The sequence below is a fragment of the Anaeromassilibacillus sp. Marseille-P3371 genome (genome assembly GCF_900169665.1).
Lineage (GTDB): Bacteria > Bacillota > Clostridia > Oscillospirales > Acutalibacteraceae > Anaeromassilibacillus.
Genome location: NZ_LT835157.1, coordinates 1939642 through 1961977, shown reverse-complemented (window position 1 = coordinate 1961977; position 22336 = coordinate 1939642). Strand labels below are relative to the sequence as shown.

The 22336-nt window shown below is 48.5% G+C and carries 23 protein-coding genes and 7 tRNA genes; 28 read left to right on the top strand and 2 right to left on the bottom strand.

Annotated elements, in window-relative coordinates:
• The first annotated feature begins 88 nt into the window (after positions 1-88).
• From thrC to B9Y59_RS07865, 17 genes are all read left to right on the top strand, one after another.
• Positions 89-1600 (top strand): threonine synthase, encoded by a 1512-nt coding sequence (gene thrC, locus B9Y59_RS07945; RefSeq protein ID WP_054323347.1) that lies wholly within the window; start codon positions 89-91, stop codon positions 1598-1600.
• Between the two features lie 46 nt (positions 1601-1646).
• Positions 1647-2342: a metallophosphoesterase gene (locus tag B9Y59_RS07940; RefSeq protein WP_085532820.1), complete on the top strand. Its 696-nt coding sequence runs from the start codon at positions 1647-1649 to the stop codon at positions 2340-2342.
• Positions 2343-2621: 279 nt separating this feature from the next.
• Positions 2622-3953: a trigger factor gene (tig, locus tag B9Y59_RS07935; protein ID WP_085532818.1), complete on the top strand. Its 1332-nt coding sequence runs from the start codon at positions 2622-2624 to the stop codon at positions 3951-3953.
• Between the two features lie 183 nt (positions 3954-4136).
• On the top strand, positions 4137-4718 hold the full coding sequence (gene clpP / locus B9Y59_RS07930; RefSeq protein WP_054323447.1) for an ATP-dependent Clp endopeptidase proteolytic subunit ClpP: 582 nt from the start codon (positions 4137-4139) through the stop codon (positions 4716-4718).
• Positions 4719-4771: 53 nt separating this feature from the next.
• Entirely contained in the window at positions 4772-6079 is a 1308-nt protein-coding gene (gene clpX, locus B9Y59_RS07925) for an ATP-dependent Clp protease ATP-binding subunit ClpX (protein WP_054323344.1), read from the top strand.
• A 205-nt stretch (positions 6080-6284) separates the two neighbouring features.
• Positions 6285-8720, top strand: coding sequence for an endopeptidase La (gene lon, locus B9Y59_RS07920; protein WP_085532816.1), 2436 nt, complete (start codon positions 6285-6287; stop codon positions 8718-8720).
• Positions 8721-8759: 39 nt separating this feature from the next.
• Positions 8760-9359 (top strand): ribosome biogenesis GTP-binding protein YihA/YsxC, encoded by a 600-nt coding sequence (yihA, locus tag B9Y59_RS07915; protein WP_085532814.1) that lies wholly within the window; start codon positions 8760-8762, stop codon positions 9357-9359.
• A 206-nt stretch (positions 9360-9565) separates the two neighbouring features.
• Positions 9566-9883, top strand: coding sequence for a YerC/YecD family TrpR-related protein (locus B9Y59_RS07910; RefSeq protein ID WP_054323342.1), 318 nt, complete (start codon positions 9566-9568; stop codon positions 9881-9883).
• On the top strand, positions 9880-10623 hold the full coding sequence (locus B9Y59_RS07905) for a class I SAM-dependent DNA methyltransferase (RefSeq protein ID WP_085532812.1): 744 nt from the start codon (positions 9880-9882) through the stop codon (positions 10621-10623). Before B9Y59_RS07910 ends, B9Y59_RS07905 begins: the two co-directional genes overlap by 4 nt.
• Positions 10624-10638: 15 nt before the next feature.
• Positions 10639-11526, top strand: a complete 888-nt coding sequence (gene hslO, locus B9Y59_RS07900) for an Hsp33 family molecular chaperone HslO (RefSeq protein WP_054323340.1) — start codon at positions 10639-10641, stop codon at positions 11524-11526.
• 1115 nt (positions 11527-12641) lie between these two features.
• Positions 12642-12718: transfer RNA gene (locus B9Y59_RS07895), tRNA-Val, on the top strand.
• Positions 12719-12724: 6 nt separating this feature from the next.
• A tRNA-Asp gene (locus B9Y59_RS07890) sits at positions 12725-12801 on the top strand.
• 5 nt (positions 12802-12806) lie between these two features.
• Positions 12807-12882 (top strand) — tRNA-Phe (locus B9Y59_RS07885).
• Positions 12883-12887: 5 nt separating this feature from the next.
• A tRNA-Gly gene (locus B9Y59_RS07880) sits at positions 12888-12963 on the top strand.
• A gap of 7 nt (positions 12964-12970) precedes the next feature.
• A tRNA-Cys gene (locus B9Y59_RS07875) sits at positions 12971-13045 on the top strand.
• Positions 13046-13225: 180 nt separating this feature from the next.
• Positions 13226-13314 (top strand) — tRNA-Ser (locus B9Y59_RS07870).
• 42 nt (positions 13315-13356) lie between these two features.
• Positions 13357-13446, top strand: a tRNA-Ser gene (locus tag B9Y59_RS07865).
• Positions 13447-13595: 149 nt separating this feature from the next.
• Here the strand turns inward: B9Y59_RS07865 and B9Y59_RS07860 are convergent.
• Positions 13596-14642 (bottom strand): site-specific integrase, encoded by a 1047-nt coding sequence (locus B9Y59_RS07860; protein ID WP_085532810.1) that lies wholly within the window; start codon positions 14640-14642, stop codon positions 13596-13598.
• Between the two features lie 154 nt (positions 14643-14796).
• Entirely contained in the window at positions 14797-15078 is a 282-nt protein-coding gene (locus tag B9Y59_RS07855) for a hypothetical protein (RefSeq protein ID WP_198945603.1), read from the bottom strand.
• A 63-nt stretch (positions 15079-15141) separates the two neighbouring features.
• Between B9Y59_RS07855 and B9Y59_RS07850 the strand changes: the two genes are divergently transcribed.
• From B9Y59_RS07850 to B9Y59_RS07795, 11 genes are all read left to right on the top strand, one after another.
• Positions 15142-15927: a phage portal protein gene (locus B9Y59_RS07850; RefSeq protein WP_085532808.1), complete on the top strand. Its 786-nt coding sequence runs from the start codon at positions 15142-15144 to the stop codon at positions 15925-15927.
• Positions 15924-17510: a minor capsid protein gene (locus B9Y59_RS07845; RefSeq protein WP_085532806.1), complete on the top strand. Its 1587-nt coding sequence runs from the start codon at positions 15924-15926 to the stop codon at positions 17508-17510. The genes B9Y59_RS07850 and B9Y59_RS07845 overlap by 4 nt, the downstream gene beginning before the upstream one ends.
• The gene (locus B9Y59_RS07840) at positions 17485-17673 is read left to right on the top strand and encodes a hypothetical protein (protein WP_085532804.1); all 189 of its coding nucleotides are present in this window, start codon (positions 17485-17487) and stop codon (positions 17671-17673) included. The genes B9Y59_RS07845 and B9Y59_RS07840 overlap by 26 nt, the downstream gene beginning before the upstream one ends.
• Before the next feature lie 352 nt (positions 17674-18025).
• On the top strand, positions 18026-18700 hold the full coding sequence (locus B9Y59_RS07830; protein WP_085532800.1) for a DUF4355 domain-containing protein: 675 nt from the start codon (positions 18026-18028) through the stop codon (positions 18698-18700).
• A gap of 3 nt (positions 18701-18703) precedes the next feature.
• Entirely contained in the window at positions 18704-19738 is a 1035-nt protein-coding gene (locus B9Y59_RS07825; RefSeq protein ID WP_085532798.1) for a coat protein, read from the top strand.
• Positions 19731-20060 carry a phage head-tail connector protein gene (locus tag B9Y59_RS15250; protein ID WP_143255269.1) on the top strand — a complete coding sequence of 110 codons (330 nt, stop codon included), beginning with the start codon at positions 19731-19733 and terminating at the stop codon, positions 20058-20060. The genes B9Y59_RS07825 and B9Y59_RS15250 overlap by 8 nt, the downstream gene beginning before the upstream one ends.
• Positions 20035-20376 (top strand): hypothetical protein, encoded by a 342-nt coding sequence (locus tag B9Y59_RS07815; protein ID WP_085532794.1) that lies wholly within the window; start codon positions 20035-20037, stop codon positions 20374-20376. Before B9Y59_RS15250 ends, B9Y59_RS07815 begins: the two co-directional genes overlap by 26 nt.
• A complete protein-coding gene (locus B9Y59_RS07810; protein WP_085532792.1) occupies positions 20369-20761 on the top strand; it encodes an HK97-gp10 family putative phage morphogenesis protein in 393 nt (130 codons plus the stop codon). Before B9Y59_RS07815 ends, B9Y59_RS07810 begins: the two co-directional genes overlap by 8 nt.
• A complete protein-coding gene (locus B9Y59_RS07805; RefSeq protein WP_085532790.1) occupies positions 20758-21159 on the top strand; it encodes a hypothetical protein in 402 nt (133 codons plus the stop codon). The genes B9Y59_RS07810 and B9Y59_RS07805 overlap by 4 nt, the downstream gene beginning before the upstream one ends.
• Before the next feature lie 4 nt (positions 21160-21163).
• A complete protein-coding gene (locus B9Y59_RS07800; protein WP_085532788.1) occupies positions 21164-21802 on the top strand; it encodes a major tail protein in 639 nt (212 codons plus the stop codon).
• Positions 21803-21852: 50 nt separating this feature from the next.
• Entirely contained in the window at positions 21853-22329 is a 477-nt protein-coding gene (locus B9Y59_RS07795) for a hypothetical protein (protein WP_085532786.1), read from the top strand.
• Positions 22330-22336 lie beyond the last annotated feature (7 nt).

Sequence of the window (22336 nt, the reverse complement as noted above, 5' to 3'; positions counted from 1 at the left end):
GCGGCTGAAATTCGTCAAGTGCTCCCGCGTCTGCTTGGGGGCTTTCAATCGCGCTTTGGGACGGCGGAAAACAGAAGGAGGAAACAACATGAACTATCAATGCACAAGGAACAGCGCCGAACAGGTCTCCGCGGCGCAGGCCATTGCGCAGGGAATCAGCGGGGATGGAGGCCTTTTTGTGCCTGAAAATTTGCCGCAGTACGACTCCTCCGTGCTGGAGGAGTTAAGAGATGGCACCTATCTCCAGCGCGCAGAGCGGATTCTCGGCGACTTTTTGACAGACTTTACCGCAGAAGAAATCCGTGAGTGTGTGGAAAAGGCCTATGGTGGAGAAAAATTTTCCGGTGGGCATCCCGCGCCCCTGGTGGAGCTGCCAAATTGCCCGGCTCCCGTCTATTTGCTGGAATTGTGGCACGGGCCGACCTGTGCATTTAAGGACATGGCGCTCCAAATTCTGCCGCACCTGTTGACAAAATCGCTGAAAAAGATCCACTCGGATAAGACGGCGGTGATTCTGGTGGCGACTTCCGGAGATACCGGCAAGGCCGCGCTGGAGGGCTTCCGCGATGTGGAGGGGACGAAAATCCTGGTATTTTATCCGCAAAACGGTGTAAGCGCCATGCAAAAGACGCAGATGACCACTCAGGAGGGCGGCAATGTAGCGGTATGTGCCATTGAGGGGAATTTCGACGATGCACAAACCGGTGTGAAGCGTATCTTCACCGATCCAATTATGAAGGAAAAGCTGGAGGAAAACGGTATGATGTTCTCCAGCGCAAATTCGATCAATTGGGGACGCTTGCTGCCGCAGATCGTCTACTATTTCTCTGCGTACAGCGATCTTCTGAAAGAAGGAAAGATACAGCTGGGTCAGGAAATCAATATCGTGGTTCCCACGGGCAACTTTGGCAATATCCTGGCTGCCTATTATGCAAAGAAAATGGGGCTGCCGGTTCATAAGCTGATCTGCGCCTCCAATGCGAACAATGTACTGACGGAGTTCCTGCGTACGGGTGTATATGACCGCAACCGTCAGTTCTTCACAACGATCTCGCCGTCCATGGATATTTTGGTATCCAGCAATCTGGAACGCCTGCTGTACGATCTGACCGACCGGGACAGCGCGCGTGTGGCAGGTTGGATGAAACAGCTCTCTGAAACCGGGCGTTATGAAGTGGGGCCGGAGATCCTGCAGAAGCTGCATGAAATCTTCCACGCAGGTTTTTGCGACGATACGCAGACAGGCGAGGCAATCGCTGAAGTTTATCATATGTCCCACTATGTGTGCGATACCCACACGGCGGTAGCGGTACAGGTGTATCGTCATTATCTGGCGGAGACACAGGATGAAAAGACGCCCACGGTAGTCGCATCTACAGCAAACCCATACAAATTTGCAACCAGCGTTCTGTTGTCCATCGATTCGAAAAAAGGGGACAGCAGCGACCTGGAAAATGTGCATACCCTCGAAGCGCTCACCGGCGCGCCGGTACCGGCGCCGATCTCTGCTTTGGAGGGTAAACCCGTCCGCTTTACACAGTGTTGTACGCCAGATCATATGAGCGATATGGTGCTCAGCGGATTGGGAATTTCCAGATAAAGCAAGCAGCAGGCCCTCGCGGCCTTCCATAGAAAGGACGATTACAATAGCGGTATTTGCAATTGCGGACCTGCACCTTTCCTTGGGGACGGATAAGCCAATGGATGTCTTTGAAGGTTGGCAGGGTTACGTAAAAAAACTGGAAAAGAACTGGCGTGCCGTTGTCTCAGAGACAGATACCGTCGTGATTGCTGGAGACATCTCTTGGGCGATGCGGCTGGAGGAGACAGAAAAGGACTTTGCGTTCATTCACTCGCTCCCGGGCAGGAAATGGCTTTTGAAGGGAAACCACGACTATTGGTGGTCTACCCGCAAGAAGATCGAAACTTTCCTAGCAGAAAAAGGTTTTGACAGCATCGGCGTGATTCATAATTCGGCGGTTCTCGCGGATGGTATGGCACTCTGCGGCACGCGCGGATGGCTTTATAACGCAGAGAGTGAAGAGGATGTCAAAATTGTCAATCGCGAAGTTGGACGATTGAACGCTTCTATCGACGATGGAATTCGCCAGGGAGGTGAACCGGTGGTGTTTTTGCACTATCCGCCGGTGTATGATGGTGCAGAATGCCGGGAAATCCTCGACACGCTGGTCAAGCGTGGAATCAAGACCTGTTATTTTGGGCATATCCACGGCAGCCAGGCGGCGCGGCGCGCCATCACCGGCGAGTATGCCGGCATCAAGATGGTGTTGATTTCGTGCGATCATTTAGGGTTTATGCCATTGCTTGTACGAGGGGCGTAGACTTTCTTGAAAGAGGTCCCACGGATCTGTAAAGCGAAGAAACCGTGTATGCACAAAGGTGCTCTGTGTTTCTCGCAGAAATATCTCCTTTCATGTCTCATTGGGAGACGCCTGCAGGAGAAGGGCCATCTACCGGCTTTGGCTGTTTTTCGGATGGTCTGTGTTCTGCCTTCCATGTAGCCGTGAATAAATTTTGAATATTTTTACAATGGGTGGAATATCCTGAACTGTTGTGCTATAATAACTAAGATAATTTGCAATTTTGCAGGAGGAATAAAAATGGCTCTGAAATCAAGCAACAAGGTTGACACCAACCGTTACCAGCTGGAAGTAGAAATCGACGGCGCATCCTTTGAAAAAGCGGTGGATCAAGCATATCGCAAACAGAATAAGAAGATCATGATCCCCGGTTTCCGCAAGGGCAAGGCTCCGCGTGCTTTTGTGGAAAAGTACTATGGGGCAGAGGTCTTCTATGAGGATGCCATCAATGCGCTCTATCCGGACGCGCTGGAAGCGGCTGTCAACGAAGCAAAGCTTGACATGATTGAAGATAAAATTGATTTTGATCTCGTTTCTGCCGGCAAGGATGGCCTGGTATTCAAGGCTACCATTACCACGAAGCCGGAGGTACAGATCGAAGGCTATAAGGGCATTGAGGCGAAGAAGGCCAAGGTCGCTGTGACCGATGAGGCCGTTGACGCTGAAATTGCAAAGGTACAGGACCGCAATTCCCGTATGGTGACGGTTGAGGACCGCGCTGCACAGAACGATGACATTGCAGTGATCGATTTTGAGGGTTTTGTGGACGGCGTTGCATTTGAAGGCGGTAAGGCGGAAAACTTCAGCCTGACACTCGGTTCTGGACAGTTTATCCCTGGCTTTGAAGAGCAGGTGGTCGGCCATACCACGGGTGAAGAGTTCGACGTGAACGTGACGTTCCCGGAGGATTACCAGGCAAAAGAGCTCGCCGGTAAAGAGGCGGTCTTTAAGATCAAGCTGCATGAGATCAAGGTGAAGGAACTGCCGGAGGTCGACGACGATTTTGTGAAAGATGTCAGCGACTTTGATACGCTCGATGAGTACAAGGCCGATGTTCGCAAGAAGCTGGAAGATGCTGCGGAAGCACAGGCGAAGGACGGTGTGGAAAATCAGCTGATTGATAAGCTCGTAGAGCTGGTCCAGGCAGAGATTCCAGAGGCGATGTATACCAACCGCATCAACGACGATGTGCGCGATTTTGCCTATCGTTTGCAGTCTCAGGGTTTGAACCTGAATACATACCTGCAGTACACGGGTATGAATATGGATGGGCTGCGTCAGTCCTTCCGCCCGCAGGCAGAGCGCCAGGTCAAGGTTCGCCTTGCGTTGGAGAAGATTGCTGGACTTGAAAACATTCAGCCAACAGATGCTGATCTGGAAGCAGAGTATGAGAAGCTTGCTAAAAACTACGAGCTCGAGGTTGATAAGGTGAAGTCCTTCATTCCGAAGGAAGAGCTTGTGAAGGATATTGCGGTTGAGAAGGCCATCCAGATCGTGCGCGATACTGCCGTTGTGACAGAAGCCGATGAGGCAGAGGAAGCAAAGGCAGAGGAGGCCAAGGACGCAGAATAAAATTTTTGTATAACCGGCGGAAAAGCGGCCAAAGCTCTGTACGTGTTTGTCATCAAGGGGTGTGAGCCTTTCTGCCGGAGAGGCCGCCGTGCTTCCCACGCGGAACACGGCGGTAGTCCTATATCGATTTTCGCGTGGAGAACCGAGGATTCTAGGATGATTTTTGGAAATAGCTATACCGATATGAGCTTGGTCCCCTATGTGGTGGAGCAGACGAGCCGCGGCGAGCGTTCCTACGATATTTTTTCCCGCTTGCTCAATGACCGCATCATCATGTTGACAGAAGAGGTAAATGATACCACTTCCAGCCTGGTGGTCGCGCAGCTGCTCTATCTGGAGGGGCAGGACCCAAGCAAGGATATTTCTCTATATATCAACAGCCCCGGCGGATCGGTGACCGCTGGCCTGGCGATCTACGACACAATGCAGTATATCAAATGCGATGTGTCCACCATCTGCATGGGCATGGCAGCCAGTATGGGGGCGTTTCTTCTGGCGGCCGGTGCAAAAGGCAAGCGCCTTGCTCTGCCAAACAGTGACATCATGATCCATCAGCCGAGCGGCGGCGCCCAAGGCCAGGCGACGGATATCCAGATTCACACAAACCACATTCTACAGACCAAAAAGCGCTTGAACCGAATTTTGGCGGAACGCACGGGCCAGCCGCTGGAAGTCATTGAGCGGGATACAGAACGCGACAATTTCATGACCGCAGAACAGGCGATGGAATATGGCTTGATCGACAAGGTCATTGAACACCGCTGACCCCTTGCCATGTAGACAAAACCTTTTTTGAATGAGATAGGTTGGTGATACGAATGCCCAATAACGACGACATCAAAGAGAGAGGCATTTGCTGTTCCTTTTGTGGGAAGCCGCAGAGCGAGGCGCGCCGGCTGATCGCCGGACCCGGCGTCTATATCTGCGATGAGTGTATCGAGCTGTGTATGTCCATTTTGGAGGATGAAAACAGCCTGAACGCCCGCAAGAGCAGTTACAGCGAGACCTCCGCCGTGCTGCCAAAGCCGCAGGAAGTCAAAAAACAGCTTGACGAATATGTGATTGGGCAGGACGAGGCCAAGATCGCGCTGTCTGTGGCGGTTTACAACCATTATAAGCGCATTTATTATGGAAAAGACGATGTGGAACTCACCAAGAGCAATGTGCTTTTGTTGGGGCCTACGGGTGTGGGAAAGACGCTTCTCGCACAGACGCTGGCCAAGATTCTGGATGTGCCGTTTGCCATCGCGGATGCTACCACACTGACAGAGGCCGGTTATGTGGGTGAGGACGTGGAAAACATCCTTTTGCGCCTGATTCAGGCGGCAGATTATGACATTGAACGCGCTGAACGCGGGATCATCTATATCGATGAGATCGACAAGATCGCCCGCAAGTCGGAAAATCCCTCGATCACCCGCGATGTGAGTGGCGAGGGGGTCCAGCAGGCGTTGTTGAAGATTTTGGAGGGGACCGTCTCCAATGTACCACCACAAGGCGGACGTAAGCATCCTCAGCAGGAGTTCTTGCAGATCGATACCTCCAACATTCTGTTCATCTGCGGTGGAGCCTTTGACGGTTTGGAAAAGGTCGTGGAGAAGCGCACTGCCTCCTCTTCGATGGGGTTTGGCGCAGAAGTGCGCAGTAAAAAGGACTTGGATACCACGGCATGGATGCAGGATGTAATTCCGCACGATTTGGTAAAATTCGGCTTGATCCCCGAGTTGGTGGGCCGTTTGCCGGTCATTGCCGCGTTGAACGGCTTGGACGAGGATTCGTTGGTGCGGATTCTCACAGAGCCGCGGAACAGTCTGCTGAACCAGTATAAAAAGCTGTTCCAGCTTGACAAGGTGAATTTGGAATTTCAGCCGGAGGCCCTGCGGGCGGTTGCGCGCAAGACGATTGAGCGTAAAACCGGTGCACGCGGGTTGCGGAGTATTATGGAGGAGATACTAACCCCGCTGATGTACGAGGTTCCCTCGGACTATACAGTGGAGCAAGTGACCATTACACCGGAGACAGTGGAAAAGGGCGAACCGCCTCTGCTCACTTATAATCCGGACCGCAAGCCCGTCAAGATCAAGATTACAACGTCGAGAAAACGCGGTAGAAAAGATACCGCATGATGCGCAGCCGGGGACGGTTTAGCGCAGTCGATTCGAAAAACGATGGCTGTTGCAGCGGGGCGGCTGAGAAGCCCTCCGCCTTGCGGCAGCCATTTCTGCTAGGCGTGGCTCCGGAGCCATCGATATCCGGAGACCAACGCCTTCATAAGCGCCAAAGGCAACCGCATTTTTCGGGATGCTTTTGCGCACTTGGAGGGATACACACATGAGTACAACACAGTTGGCAAATAAACGAGAGGAAAATATGGTGCTGCCGGTGCTGGCCCTGCGCGGGCTGGTGGTGTTCCCGGGGATGATGCTTCAATTCGACGTGGGCAGGAAGAAGTCCATTCTGGCGCTCTCTAAGGCGATGGACGAAAATCAGATGATCTTTCTGGTGGCGCAAAAGGATCTCGGCGACAACGAGCCAAAGCTACAGGGACTGTACCGTATCGGCGTGGTAGCAAAGATCAAGCAGGTGGTGCGCCATCCAGAGGATGGGGTACGAGTATTTGTGGAGGGCTTGTACCGTGCGGAATTGGCCAGCCTACAGGAAAGCGATCCATTCCTGGTGGGAGAGATTTTGCCGGTGCGGACCCGTGCCTATCGCAGAACCCAGCGCAGCGAAGCCTTGATCCGCTTCACGCAGACGTTATTCGAGCAGTATCTGCAAAATTATAGCCGTGTGCCTCCGGACATTGTGGTGGGCGTGGTGCAGAAGAAGGACTGCGGGGAACTGGCGGACTTTATTGCAGCCAACATCATGTTCGATTATGAGCAGAAGCAGCGTATTTTGGAAGAACTCTCCCCGGTTAAACGCCTGAATAAGCTGGTAGAGATCTTACAGCGTGAAGTACAGGTGCTTGAGATCGAGAGCCAGATCAGCGAGAAGGCCAAGGAGCAGATCGACCAAAACCAACGGGAATATTTTCTGCGCGAACAGATGAAAGCAATCTCCTACGAGTTGGGTGAAGACGACAACCCGCAGGAGGAAGCGGACGAGTTCCGCGACCGCATCGCTAAACTGCAGTTGCCGGAATTGCAAGAAAAAAAGCTCCTCAAGGAGTGTGACCGGCTGGCTAAGTTGCCGTATGGTTCCCATGAGGCGGGCGTGATTGTCGGCTATTTGGAAACCTGTTTGGATCTGCCATGGAATACCGTCAGCAAGGAGCACATCGACTTGGAAAAGGCCCGCAAGATCTTGGACCGGGATCACTACGGCCTGAAGAAAGTCAAAGAGCGCATTTTAGAAGTGTTGGCAGTCAAAAAGCTTTCCCCAGACATCAAGGGGCAGATCATCTGTCTGGTCGGCCCGCCGGGCGTCGGCAAGACCTCCATCGCGCGGTCAATCGCTGAAGCCATCGGGCGGAAGTACGTGCGGGTGTCCCTTGGCGGCGTGCGGGATGAGTCCGACATCGTTGGCCATCGCAAGACGTATGTGGGAGCGATGGCCGGCCGCATTATTTCAGCCGTCAAGCAGGCGGGCACCAAAAATCCACTGCTTTTGCTCGATGAGATCGACAAACTCAGCCACGATTTCCGAGGAGACCCGGCCTCTGCTCTTTTGGAAGTGCTCGATTCCGAGCAAAATGCCACCTTTTACGACCATTATATCGACATGCCGTTCGATCTGAGCGATGTGATGTTTATCACAACAGCGAATGATTACAGCACGATTCCAGAACCGCTGGCAGACCGCATGGATGTGATTACCCTGGGAAGCTACACCCACGAGGAAAAATTCCAGATTGCGACCAAGCATCTGATTCCCAAGCAGATGAAAAAGCATGGGATTCCCAACAAGCAGGTACGTATCCAGTCCGCCGCTGTACATGCACTGATCGACGGCTATACCAGAGAGGCCGGCGTACGCAATCTGGAACGCCAGGTTGCCGCCCTGTGCCGTAAGTGCGCGGTCAAACTCGTAGAGGATGGGGAGGCAAAGATCACCATCGCCCCGAAGGATTTGGAGGGGCTGCTCGGCCCGGCCAAATTTAAAAATGACGATCTGCATAAAACGGACGAGGTAGGGCTGGTCAACGGATTGGCGTGGACAAGCGTCGGCGGCGAATTGTTGCCGATCGAAGTTGCCGTTATGGAGGGAACTGGAAAGATCGAACTGACGGGTTCTCTGGGCGATGTGATGAAGGAATCGGCGCGCACAGCGATTAGTTGTATCCGGACACGCGCGTCCTTGTTGGGGATTGATCACGATTTCCATGCAAAATACGACATCCATATCCACGCACCGGAGGGGGCGATCCCCAAAGACGGCCCCTCCGCTGGAACTGCGATGGCTACCGCGATCACTTCGGCGCTATGCAATATCCCGATCCGCCATGATGTGGCGATGACCGGGGAAATCACGCTGCTGGGCCGTGTTTTGCCGATCGGCGGCCTCAAAGAGAAAACCATGGCGGCTTATCGTGCGGGTATTAAGACCGTGATAATCCCGTCGGACAATGTTCCAGATCTCGCAGAGGTGGACGATGTGGTCAAGAACAGCGTTCATTTTCTGCCGGTTCAGAAGGTGGACCAGGTATTAGAGGCGGCGTTGGTATACATGCCGGAGCCAAAGCCTGAATCTGCACATGCCCCGTCGGGAATCCTGTCCACTGCGGCGGGACAAGCTGCCGCTACAGCGCCGCAACTTCCGCAGTAATGGCGGTGGGTATCAAACCAGTTGAAAGGGGAATCCCAAATGAATTTCCAAAATGCCGTGTTTGAGTCTGCCTCGGGCCGCGTAGAGCAGCTTCCCCCTTCCAGCGTGCCGGAGATTGTCTTCTCCGGCCGCTCCAACGTGGGGAAAAGCTCGCTCATTAATAAACTGCTGAACCGCAAATCGCTGGCGCGTGTCAGTGCAAAACCGGGAAAGACAGGAACGGTCAACTTTTATCGCCTGCCGGATTGCCGCTTGGTGGATTTGCCGGGGTACGGTTATGCCAAGGTTTCTGCTTCAGAGAAATTGCGCTGGGCAGAACTGGTGGAAGGATACTTAAATGCGGGGCGTAACATCCGTTTAGTGGTGCAAATTGTGGACTTTCGCCACATGCCCACCCGCGATGACCTTCATATGATCGAGTTTTTGGCCCAGGCAGGGTTGCCCTTTCTAGTGGTGGCTACAAAGAGCGACAAACTCAATAAGACGCAGCGAACCCAGCAGATGGATGCTTATTGCGCACTTTTTGAAGAACTGCCGGATACCATGTTGATCCCTTTTTCGGCTGTGAACGGTGAAGGGGTGGAGGACATGCGTCATCAAATTGAGTTGGCTTGTGCAAATACTGTGCAAAATTTATAAAATTTTTATAAGATCACTTGCTTCCCTAGGGAGTATGCTGCTTGCCTCTTTACTTTTTGACTTTTATATGCTAAAATCTTATCTTACTAATAGTGGTTTCATAAGGGCAGAGGAAAGTCTGAATTTTAAAATGGAACGGCTTTTTATGAGGATTTTGTCGGTTTACTTTGTGAGATTGCTAAAAATACGATAGGGAAGTGACTTTTTTGAACTCTAAAATCAAAGATGAGAGTGTTGATTTTCTGTTTGAGGCGATTCTTTCTCTAAAAACGGTAGATGAGTGCTATAATTTCTTTGAGGATCTCTGTACCGTTCCAGAGATCAAGGCGATGTCGCAGCGCTTGCTGGTGGCCCATATGTTGAGCACGAAGCGCGTCTATAGCGACATTGTGGCGGAAACAGGGGCCTCTACAGCCACTATCAGCCGTGTCAATCGCTCTCTCAACTATGGCTGTGACGGGTACGCCCTGGTCTTTGACCGCCTAGATCAGAAAAATGGCGATCATAAGGAAGCGGACAAATGAGCTACGCTTCCTTTGCACAATATTATGACAGTCTGACACAAAACGTCGAATACGCCCGCCGTGCGGAATACTTATGCGCACTGATGGAACATCTGGGGCATAGGCCGGGTCTGACGCTTGACCTTGCCTGCGGCACTGGCAGCCTGACGATTGCACTGGCAGAACGGGGAATCGATGTTTACGGGATCGACGGGTCCGCGGACATGCTCTCCGTTGCAAGGCAAAAAGCAGCTGAGAGCGGCCTGGACCTGTTGTTTCTGTGTCAAAAAATGCAAAAACTCGACCTCTATGGCACGGTGGATACGGTGATCTGTGCCCTTGACAGCATCAATCATTTGACGTTAGAGAAGGATGTACAGGCCGCGTTTGATCGGGTCTCCTTGTTCCTGAACCCTGGCGGGTGGTTCCTCTTCGATGTCAATACTGTGTACAAACATCGCTATGTGTTAGCCGACAATGTATTTCTTTATGATACGGATGAGGTCTACTGTGTTTGGCAGAACCACTATGAGGAGAAGAATGATCGTGTTGGCATTCAACTCGACTTTTTTGGCCGGGAGGGGAGTCTCTATCGGAGAAGCGGCGAACACTTCTATGAACGCGCCTATCCACCGGAACAACTGCTCCACATGTTGGAAGAGGCGGGGTTCGACAAAGTTTACCGCTTTGGCGACTTGAGTTTACAGGAGCCGGGCGAGCGAGAGGAACGTGTGGTCTATGCTGCACGCAAAATGAAATAGGATGGTTTCGATTGTATGGATAGAATGATCAGATGTATCACCTCGAATGGGGCAATTATGGCTGCAGCAGTAGATTCCACGGTTCTTGTGGCGACAGCTCAACAGGTACATGATACCAGCCCTGTAGCGACAGCGGCGCTTGGACGCTTACTGACGGGCGCCTCGATCATGGGAGGCATGCTCAAAAAGGATGACGCCTCGTTGACCTTGAAGATCAACGGTGGAGGGCCATTGGGGTCGGTTGTGGCGATTGCAGATAGCCGCGGGAATTGCCGTGGTTGGGTGGAACATCCTGGGGTGGATTTGCCCCTCAAGCCGAATGGAAAGCTCGATGTCGGCGGTGCAGTGGGGCGTGACGGCCTGTTCGGCGTGTTGCGTGATTTTGGCTCTGGGCAGCCTTACATTGGGCAGGTAGAGATTGTTTCTGGCGAGATTGCAGAGGATATTACCAACTATTATGCAGTCAGTGAGCAGATCCCCACGGTCTGTGCTCTGGGGGTGTTGGTCGATAAGGCCGATCACAAACTCCTTTTGGCTGGCGGCATGTTGGTGCAGGTGCTCCCTGGAGCAACCGATGCGGACATCAGCCAATTGGAAAGGAATGTCGCGGTGTTGGAGCCGGTGACGACCATGCTTGCCAAGGGAATGTCAATTGAAGAGATGTGTAAAACAGTTCTCCAAGGTTTTGAAATGGAGATCTTAGACGAATTCCCGGTAGCATATGCCTGCAATTGCAGCAAGGAGCGTGTATCAAACGCATTGGCAACTCTCCGTCCGGAGGAGATTCGCACATTGGCGTTGGAGGATGGTTTTATGGAAGCGAAGTGCCAGTATTGTAATCGTGCATATCGTTTCTCCCAAGAAGAGCTGAATCAGTTGGCAGACAGCGTGGCAAATAAATGAGATGTATTTCTGATTCGAGAGGATGGAATAAGAGTAGGGACGGCCTGCCGGAGAGCAGGCTCGGATTGGAAAGCTGCAAAAAGCATTTTACCTTACAATCTGCAGTAGAGCGGGGCGTTTTCAATCCCAAATAGAAGCCATATTTCTTTAGAGCCTGATAAAACGTGCATGGGGGCAAAGCCTTTCATGCACGTTTTTATATCCTCAAGGGACAGAAATGCTACGCGTGAAGAGATTTCACTCCTTACGCAGAAACGGTTTTGGAGGCAGTGGTATGTATAAAACAATTTTTCCAACGGTGGGCCTTATGTATGGGGTGAACGCTTCCTGTTAGGTTTTGAGGCGTAAGATGAGCTGTTTTATAGGTCAAATAGATCAAAGCCGGAAAAATAATGATAACCTGAAGCAAGGGATACATATGTCTTGAGGGAAGGAGAATGGACTACATCAAAAGGTAAGCTGAATTTTGGTTCATCACTTTTTGAAGCCGGAAAGGGAAAAATTGTTTTCCTGGGAAAAGAAGTGTATAGCCCCACGCCAACCTTTGCCAGCGTGATGGGAATGGAATCTATAAGTCCGTATTGAAAGAGGGACTCCGCCTCCATTACGATCGTGATGATGAAGACTACAGGTGTACTTCGATGATCCCTGGATGCAGATGGAGGACATGTGGATGTATCCCTCCTACAAAAAGGGTGAATGAAAAGGAAATAGCCAGTATATGATATCTATTTGAGCGTATTGAGCGAATATCGTCCTATCTGTAAGGGAAGGTATTGAAGCGGATCGGATGGCGGTTCGAGAGGATATCGTCTTTTTAGAGGAGGATGGATAGGAATGTCACAAGGAAAGAAAAGAGGCTGAGAGGACAAAGAACATACGGAAAAACAGAGGAGTTCCCTATTGTTGCTTATGTTGTAAGGAACTTGCACAAGAAGTGTCAAGAAGCAATCTATACGAATACAATTTGAGGGAAGGAAGGTAGTTTTACCCTTAAAAATGAACCTCCAAAAACGATCAAAAAAAACTTGAAAAAAATTGAAAAAAGGTATTGACTTTTGATAGATCATATAGTATTATATAACACGTCGCTGATGAACAGCAGCGAACAAAAAGGGGGTATAGCTCAGCTGGTTAGAGCACCTGCCTTACAAGCAGGGGGTCATAGGTTCGAGTCCTATTGTCCCCACCAATATCCGGCTCGGTAGTTCAGCTGGTTAGAACGCTAGCCTGTCACGCTAGAGGTCGACGGTTCGATCCCGTTCCGAGTCGCCATATTTGCCTCTGTAGCTCAGTTGGTAGAGCAGGGGACTGAAAATCCCCGTGTCGATGGTTCGATTCCGTCCGGAGGCACCATTTATGCGAACGTAGCTCATCTGGTAGAGCGCCACCTTGCCAAGGTGGAGGTAGCGAGTTCGAGCCTCGTCGTTCGCTCCAATTTTTTGGCGTCATAGCCAAGTGGTAAGGCATGGGTCTGCAAAACCCTGATTCCCCAGTTCAAATCTGGGTGACGCCTCCAATTTTGAAAGCCTTTGCACCTAAGTGGGTAGCAAAGGCTTTTGTTTATTTTTGATTGTTATCTCATGGATAACCGGAAGAGAATTATCCTAAATTTACAAAAATGTTAAAAATCTTTGCAAAAAATCATTGACAAAGCGTCGGAAATACAGTATAATAATCCTCGTTGCAAACGAGACTCGGAGAGGTGTCCGAGTGGTTTAAGGAGCTGGTCTTGAAAACCAGTGACCTCGCAAGGGGCCAAGAGTTCGAATCTCTTCCTCTCCGCCACATTCTCTCAAAGTCCATAGTTTTATAAATTTTCACCTACATGGAGAAGTACCCAAGTGGTGAAGGGGCTCCCCTGCTAAGGGAGTAGGTCGGGTAACCGGCGCGAGGGTTCAAATCCCTCCTTCTCCGCCAGAGGCGATTACCGCATAAATACTGAAAGTTCAGTATTTATGCGGTTTTTCTTTATCTTTCGATGTCGAAATACGACAACCAAATATGCGGTTTATCGATAAAAAACATGAGGTTTCGAACAAGATGCAACACGAAATGCAACACGGAATTCACTTCTTCAAAAGCCCGTCAAAATAATCGTTAGCCTCTTTTTTCGCTTTTGCTGCCTCTTCTGCGAATGTGTATTGATACACCTTTTTTAAGACATAATCACTCGACCATCCTCCCATTTCCATGACGTATTTGTCGGGGACATGTTGAGCGTGCATTATTGCGGCAAAACAATGGCGCAGAGAATGAATGGTATACAAAGGCATTTTATTGGCTTTCAAAAGTTTTTTGAAGCGGTATAATACTTGACCTGGTGTGGTATGGAATAACCATCCTTCTTTGATCTCCAAACAACGACGGACCATTTTTGCTGCAAGATAATCCGGCATAATAACAGTTCGCGTTCCGGCTTTTGATTTATTTGTTTCCTTATAAACCAGTTTATTATTTTCATTAGGTATTCGAGCGCCGTGTACGCGGATAACACGACCATTGACATCGAAAGGGGTTATTGCGGCAATCTCACTTTGCCGCAGACTACAAGTCAATGCGAGCAAAACCTGGCATTCGATTTCTGGAGCCTGCTGTAAAAGTTTGACAATCTGCTCTGCATCTCTTTTGGTGGGGACTAGTATAGGACGGTCCTCTGGAGGTTTTAGAGTGATACCTTTGGAATCGATATTGTATTTAAAATATCTCATCACAGCAGTGATAAATCCAAATTGGTTTAATAGGCTTTTAGCAGAATATACTGCAGCATTTTCATTCATCTGCCGCTGTATTAAATCGTTTACGGCCAATTTTCCAAGAGGCTGATCTAAAAGCAGGGGATAGGCATTGCGCTGCATAATTCTATATCCCCGTAGAGTAGACGGGGATAAAAGATTAGATTTCGATTCTATATAGCGATCCGATGCCTTTTGAAACGACAAATTTTCTGCTTGGTTGTCCATCTTACGGTTAAGGACATATTCTGCTGCTGCATATTCTGCTGCTTTTTTCGTCGGCGCTGTAAAGGACTTGTACTGCCTTTTTCCGTTGCGGTCATTACCAGTATATACAAGGGTCCTCCAATTACCGCTATGAAGTTTTTTTGCTTTCGCCATGTTGTACCTCCTTAAAAATGGGCATAAAAATGCCCGGGACTTGATTTCCCAGGCCGAAACAGGTACAATATGGATGCGGTTCTATATCGTACCATTGGCCTGGTGCTGATGGTCATCTGCCTTACTCTGTTGCAGCAGGGTAGGGCGTTTTTTATTACCCATTTGGTAGTTTAAGGTTGCTGTGTAAAGTGTTTAATGCTTCTGCACTTTTGCTTCCTGTAATCTTGGCAATCTGTTCCACTGCGATTTCATGCAACTGTTTCATTCTTTGTGCTTGTGGGATGCCTTGATTAATATAAAGGGCATTAATGTTTTCAAGGTTAGTTAAAACCAACAGTTGCTCGACGGTTGCGTAATCGCGCATGTTTCCCTTCAAATCAGGGTTTTCTTTTCTCCACTGGCTTGCTGTTTTTCCGAACATCACTACATTGAGCATATCGGCCTCATCTGCATAAATATAACTTTGCTGTTGCTTAGAGAGGTCTGGAGGGATTAAGTTTTGTTTTATAGCGTCAGTATGAATATGATAGCGGATCAGGTGCCAATTGTAAGGTACAAAAACAATGATGAGAGAATGGGGGACTATGAGCGCGTTTTAACGCTAATCGATGCCTATGACCGGCTACAGTCTGACCGTATAGACGACAAAGATCAATTTATTGATGCAATTATGGCGGTCTATGGAGCAAGCGTAATAGACGATGAGGCGCAAGCCCCGGAATTTGTTAAGCTCTTAAAAAAATACAGAATCTTGGATAATCTGGACCCAGCAGGCAGAATCGAATACCTAAAAAAAGAACTTGATGAAACCGGTGTAGAAACGCTAAGACAAGCCCTAAAAGCGGATATTTCCAAGTTTTCTTTAGTGCCAGAGTTAACGGATGAGAACTTTGTCGGGAATGCTTCGGGCGTGGCTATGGAATATAAGACATTGGGCCTCAAATGGTTGGCAAACATCAAGCGGAGAATGTTCCGCAAATCGCTTGACCGACGCCTCGAAATCATGAACAACTACATGTCCAAACTAGGACGTGGATTTGTTTGGGAGGATGTCGATGTAACCTTTGACGATGCGTTGCCGATCGACATAATGAGCTACTTGCCTTATGCAAAAGAGGTGCTTTCCCGCAAGACGCTGGTAGCGTTTTTGGCAAATAAATTCGGAATCACAGATGTAGACGCGGAACTCAAACAGATCGAGTTGGAGCAGGTGGAGGCCGTCGAGAGGCAGAGGTCCCTATTTGACGGAGGCCAAAATTTTGGGCAGACAAACGAAAATGAATGAAAAATGCGAAATATTGGGAAGAACGCGCCGAACAGGTGCTACTTGAAGCCGAACGAAATACGGCAAAATATCTTACACAAATAGATGCGATATATCGCGAAATTTGCAATGAGATAAACCGGAAGATAAAAAAGATTTTTGATACCTACCGGGCGGGGATGCCAAAAGAAGAGGCGATTAAATGGCTTAACCAAGAAATCGCACACGCTGAATATGAGGCATTAAAAGATGAGCTTGCAACCATGCAAGATGACCGGTTTAAAAAGCAGATATTAATGCGGCTGAATGCAGCTGCCTATCGTTACCGGATTACCCGTTGGGAATATATCAAACAACAAATCGCCGTAAAATTATCTGTTGCAGCTGATGCTGAAAAGCGTATATCAACAGCATGTTATAGGAATACAGTTAGTCAATCTTATTTGCACACGATGTATGAGATACAAAAAGGTATAGGGATTGGATTCGGTGTGGCTCTCTTACCAGCTCAAACAATTGACCGGCTATTATCCAGCAAATGGTATGGACGTAATTATTCTGCGTCGATCTGGCACAATTGCGGGAAAGTAGCCAATATTGCTGCTCAGGTACTAAAAAAGGGTGTATTGAGCGGACTATCTATCCAAGAAATGTCGAAAGACTTGATGGAACGGACCTATACCCAAAGTATGTATAACGCAACGAGGCTTATCCGCACAGAGGTCAATTATTTATCCAACCAAGGAGCGCTTGAAAGCTATAGGGAAGCCGAAGTAGATCAATACGAGTTTATAGCTACTTTGGATAGACGGACCTCCCAAACATGCCGGGAACACGATGGGAAAAAGTATCCCAGAAAGGATGCTACTGTAGGAGTGAATTATCCTCCTATGCACCCTTTTTGCCGGAGCACAACTGCGGCGGTGATTGATGTACCTGGATTAGAGCGGTTAAATAAGCGCGCTGCACGTGATAAAAATGGGAAATCTGTAAATATCGAAAATATGTCTTATGCGCAGTGGAAAAGGCAATACGTTGACAATACCAATGGCAGTAGTATACTGACAGATGTAAACTCTCAATATCTCTCAATCACAGAGCAAGCGATTCAGCGTGTTCCGCTGTTGGAATCAGCCGTATTAACGAGGCAACAGAGTAAACAGCTACAAAAAGAGTGTCAAAACTTATTGCGATACATTATAAATGATCCCGCTGGAACAGAAACCGCGGCCGCTTATAATATGCATGTGCAAGAATTAGGAAAATGGAAAGGCCAAAAACCAGGGACGGTAAAGGCTCCACGTGCAAAGGAAGCGTTTATTGCCATACATAATCATCCAAGCGGCAATACCTTTGCGGAAGACGATATAGCAATATTTATAGCTGACCCAAATTGTATGGTATCAGTTGTCATAGGAAATAATGGAACAACATATAAAGTGGAAAAAACAGAGGATTATAACGCTGCACAATTTATCCACTTTCTCAACTCTATGGTGGAAAAGTATACAGATTACAAACAGTCCCCCGAAAGTTACATAGAATTTATGGAAACGCTCTTAAAAGGAGGTACGGCCTATGGCATCAGATATGACAAAAAATGAAAAAGATGCGTTAAAGACAATTGCGCAGAGTGCTCAACCATATGACGATGATAGCCCGGAAATGACATGTTTTGATTATGGAGGAGATTTTCAGCGGATGTTGGCAACGCTGGCCCAAAAAGCGCTCGAAGGAAAACTTGATAGAGATACCGCCCAGTCGTAAGTCTGGGCGGTATTTTTATATCTATTTTAAGGAGGTAACCGATGAAATGTCCTTATGCGGTAAACACCAAAATCGTTACAAAAATCGGCTTTAAATACGATGACAACGGTCTTCCGGTTACTCAGACAGCAATCGAAGGTCAAGAAGTAATGTTTCCAGAGTGCATAAAAAGAGAGTGTGCAGCATGGCACGATGGGGGCTGTTGGTATCATGGGAGAACGGAAAGGAGGTGATCCCATATCTCCCGGTGCAGGGTTATGCACACGTCTTGGCAAGACGTAAAAAGCTACTTTAAATTAAAAATCTGCATCCTCTGGCAGAGAACAGAGTGGTGCAACAAAAGGAGCAGATTATGCGGATCAAAAAAAATGAATTTACAAGCATTATGCGTCGCTGGGATGGTGGTGGATCAAGTACACCGTCAACGGGCGAAAAAGGAACAGAGAACCAACCTCACAACGAAAACACACCCAAAAATTATGATGAAATCCTAAAGACGGATACGGATTTGCAATCTTGGTTGGATAAGCGGGTGTCTCAAGCTACAAAAACAGCGGTAGAAAAGGCGCTGAATAAGGCCCATACAATTGCCAGCGAGACAGCAACAGAGGCGGAAAAACTAGCGGCTATGAATGAGCAGGAACGGCAAGAATACCGGCTGAAAAAAGCAAACGAAGAGATTGCACAGCTCAAAGCTAGAGAAGCTGCGCGAGAACTGAGAGATCAAGCAACCAAAATCGCTGCTGAAAAGCAGGTCCCGGTAGAACTTGTGGAAATGCTGCCGTTTAAGGAACTTAAAGCGGAAGACGTACCAGAACGGATAAAAGAGATCAAAGCGGCTTATGATCGTGCGGTATCTGCTGGCATTTCGCATGCGCTTTCTGGTGCCGGGACCCCAGCGGGCGGAGGAAAAGGAACCCCGCCCGTTACGATGGACGGTTACAAAAAAATGTCCTATATGGAACGGGTAAGCTTTGCAAATGAACATCCAGACGAATATAAAAATTTAATGAAAAAAGGAGTATAGTTTATGCCAGGAACATATCTTAATTATCCCTTTGATGAAGAAATCTTTTACCAAATGTGGCAGGAGGAACCAGACCCGGTACTTACAGCAATGCTCAACAGCGGTGCGGTGGTGGATGACCCCACAATTGCAAACATGTTGAGCAACAGCGGGAACCAGTACACAATCCCTTTTTACAACGTCCTCGACGGTGATCCGGTGAACTATGATGGCGCCACCGACATTACTGCGACGGAAACCAGCGGCGGTTATCAGTCCGGTATTGCCTATGGCCGTGCAAAAGGATTTACCGCCCGCGATTTTGTCGCGGAATTGTCCGGGTCTGACCCGATGGGACATATCGCTGCATCGGTATCAAAATATTGGGCTAAATACCGGCAGAAGGTTATGATCGGTATTCTGGATGCAATTTTTGGAATCACTGGGAGTGGGAATGCTAAAACATGGCACGATACTCATATTCTTGATCTATCGTCTGCCACAGCGGATGCGCGGGTAATCGGAGCAACCGATCTTAACGATCTAGCAACGCAAGCAATGGGAGATCATAAGACGTCGTTTTCAATGGCGATTATGCACTCCAACGTTGCAAAGACATTGGAAAATTTGGAATTGTTGGAATTTTGGAAGTATACCGACGCCAACGGAATCCAACGCCCGTTAAATCTTGCATCTACAAATGGATATACCGTAATTATTGACGACAGTGTACCCACAAAGGCAGTTGGAGGCTCAGGAGCAAACAAAGACCTTGTACAATATACAACCTATCTGTTAGGGGCTGGATGTTTGCGCAGAGCGCCGGGGAGACTGGACAAGCCGGTTGAAACGGAACGCAGTGCAGCAAAAAATGGCGGGCAGGATACCTTGTATACCCGTATCCGCGAAACCCTACATCCCAATGGGTTCAGCTTTAAGGTCCCATCTAGCGGATGGACAGAATCGCCAACGGATGCACAATTGTTTGCAACATCGAATTGGGAAATCAAATTTAACCCAAAATCGATTCCAATGGCAAAACTGATTACCAATGGATAAAGCAAAAGAGATCATAAAATTATCTAACCAGCTTCCTGGTGTACCCGATGAATTGTTGGGACTGCTTTATGAGGATGCAGAAGAGACATTCAGGCGACTTACCCATAGAGATAATCCATCCGATTATAGCGGGGCTGTACGTGCGATAGCAGTATTGCTTTATAACCGCATGGGCCGCGAGGGGGAAACCTCTCACGGCTGTGGCGGAGTTTCTATTGGTTACGATGATATTCCAAATGCGGTAAAACATCTGTTGCCGTATCCTTTAGCGTCAGTTGGCGGAAGGAGGCTAGAACATGTGGAGACCTTGCCAGAAGATTAGCCGCAAAATCACAATCAGACAATACCTTCCAGGGGAAGGACAGAAGGACGATTTTGGGCACCCTATCCAGCTACATAAAGACACCGATGTGATTGCAGAGGTTTATCCATACTCTGATCCTATTAAACGTCAGGCGATTGGCCTAACGTCAGAAAAGGCGTATACTGTGATCTTTTTGGGGACAGTGGAAGATGACAATGAAATCATCTTGGATAACGAAATCTACCAAATTGTGTCTGGGGCCGATTATGTTGTTGCAAAGGATGGTCCGTTACAGATTGTAGTAAAGGACACGGGGAGGAGCGCCGATGGATGATTTGGAAAGGCTCATGAGGCAATTGCAAAACAGTAAAAGCCAGGTGCAATTTGCGCTAGAACAGGGGATACATAAAGCTGGTTTGCTTGTGGAGGGTGATGCAAAACGCCTGTGTCCGGTAGATACTGGGCGGCTTCGTTCGAGCATTACAACCACAAAAGGATATGACGGGGATAACTGCGTGGCGACGGTAGGCACGAATGTGGAATATGCGCCGTATGTCGAGTTTGGGACTGGGCAAAGAGGAGACCCCTCTGTCCAGCATAGGCAGGATTGGTTAGGCCAGCCTCCGCAACCATATTTACGCCCGGCATTGATTGACAATACCGACAACGGGAATATTGAGAAGGTGGTACAGAGCGAACTGAAGAAGGTGCTGAAATGATTTACTTGCGTCCGAACGGGGAATGGGTATCTGCGCCAAATGCATATCAGATAGACATTATCCCGGACATTATCGGAGTTGCAGAAGCAGTCTCAATCGATTTACAAACCGGTTGGTTTCCAGCGAGGCCCAAATACCCCGCCGCCATTTTTTATCTGTTATCATCCACATTAGAAGATTATATTTCTAACAAGGCGCGCAGATTGACGTTTACCTATTATTTCGAGGTCCGAGCATTGCGGGAAGAAGAAAAAGAGGAAACGGCGCGTAATCTGTGCAGCGCATTATCGCTTATATACGATGCTCGTAGAAGCCAATACGATGATTCTTTCGAGGCTGCTACAGGTACTTATATAAAACGGATCACATTTAAATTTAAAGTTAAGTTAGGAGAGTGAATTTATGGCATCTACACCACTTGACGTTGCTGTAACGCCAATTTTGGGCGTTGAAGGGCTAATCTTATTTCCAGTACAATCCGATACAAAAGAGGCGCTTACCACAGATGACGAAAATCTGATCGACTTGTCCGAATGTGTTGTATCGAAAGCATATGCGCCAGAAGTTGCAGAGGGCAACTTTTATAGCTCGAACAAAAAGCAAAAAGCAGTAAACTCCAACAAAGGCGGAACGATTACATATGTTATCCCGTCGATCTCTCCTGCATTAAAAGAACGAGTGCTTGGAGCGAAACGGAATACTGCAGGCGCTGTAGTGCAGGGGTCAAACGATGTATCCCCGGAATATATCTGTGCCCATAAGGTCAAATTGACTGACAGCGTATGGGTATTGGAAAAGATTGCAAAAGTAGTTTTTGCAACGCCGACTGAAAATGCAGAGACCGAAAATGAAAGCATCAATTTCCAGACTGCGGAATTAGTTGGAACAGTTGTGCCATTAAACTATGAGGTAACATATACAGAAGGAAAATCCAGCGGTGGATTTTTGTTCAGCGTTGCTAGCGATGACGACGAATATACAAAATTATCAGCAACCTGGTTTACCAAAGGAACAGCAGGCATTGTGGCCGATGAACTGTGATTATGAGCAAGGGCGGGAGAAATCCCGCCTAATCTCTTTTGGAGGTAAATATGAACTTACAAGAATTGAGACAATCTTATAAAACGATCACAGTGCAGGGGAAACCCATGAAATTGAGGCTTGATCTCAACGCGCTCGATTATTTGGAAAGGTCCTGCGACGGGATTGAGAAGGCAACCAGCGCAGGGGACATAAAGACCCAAAAGCATCTTATCCGAGCATTCATGCTTTGCAATTACCCCGAAAATGCAGAGGTATTTAACTCTGATAAGATAGATAACCTAAAACCAAGCTTATACGAGATCGGCGAATGGTTTGACCCGGACACTATTACAGCGGTATCGACTGAGCTATATAAAATGGCGCTTGAACAAATGGCTCCACCGGAGGGTGAGAATCGCCTGGGGGAACAGATGGTGGAAACAGCGGTAGCAGCGATTGGGGCGATCTTGAAGTTATGTGGACAGGAGAGCTTGGAAAAAGCATTGAAAGTTTTTGGACTTCCAGCCCTAGGGAAATCTTGTTGAGGATAGA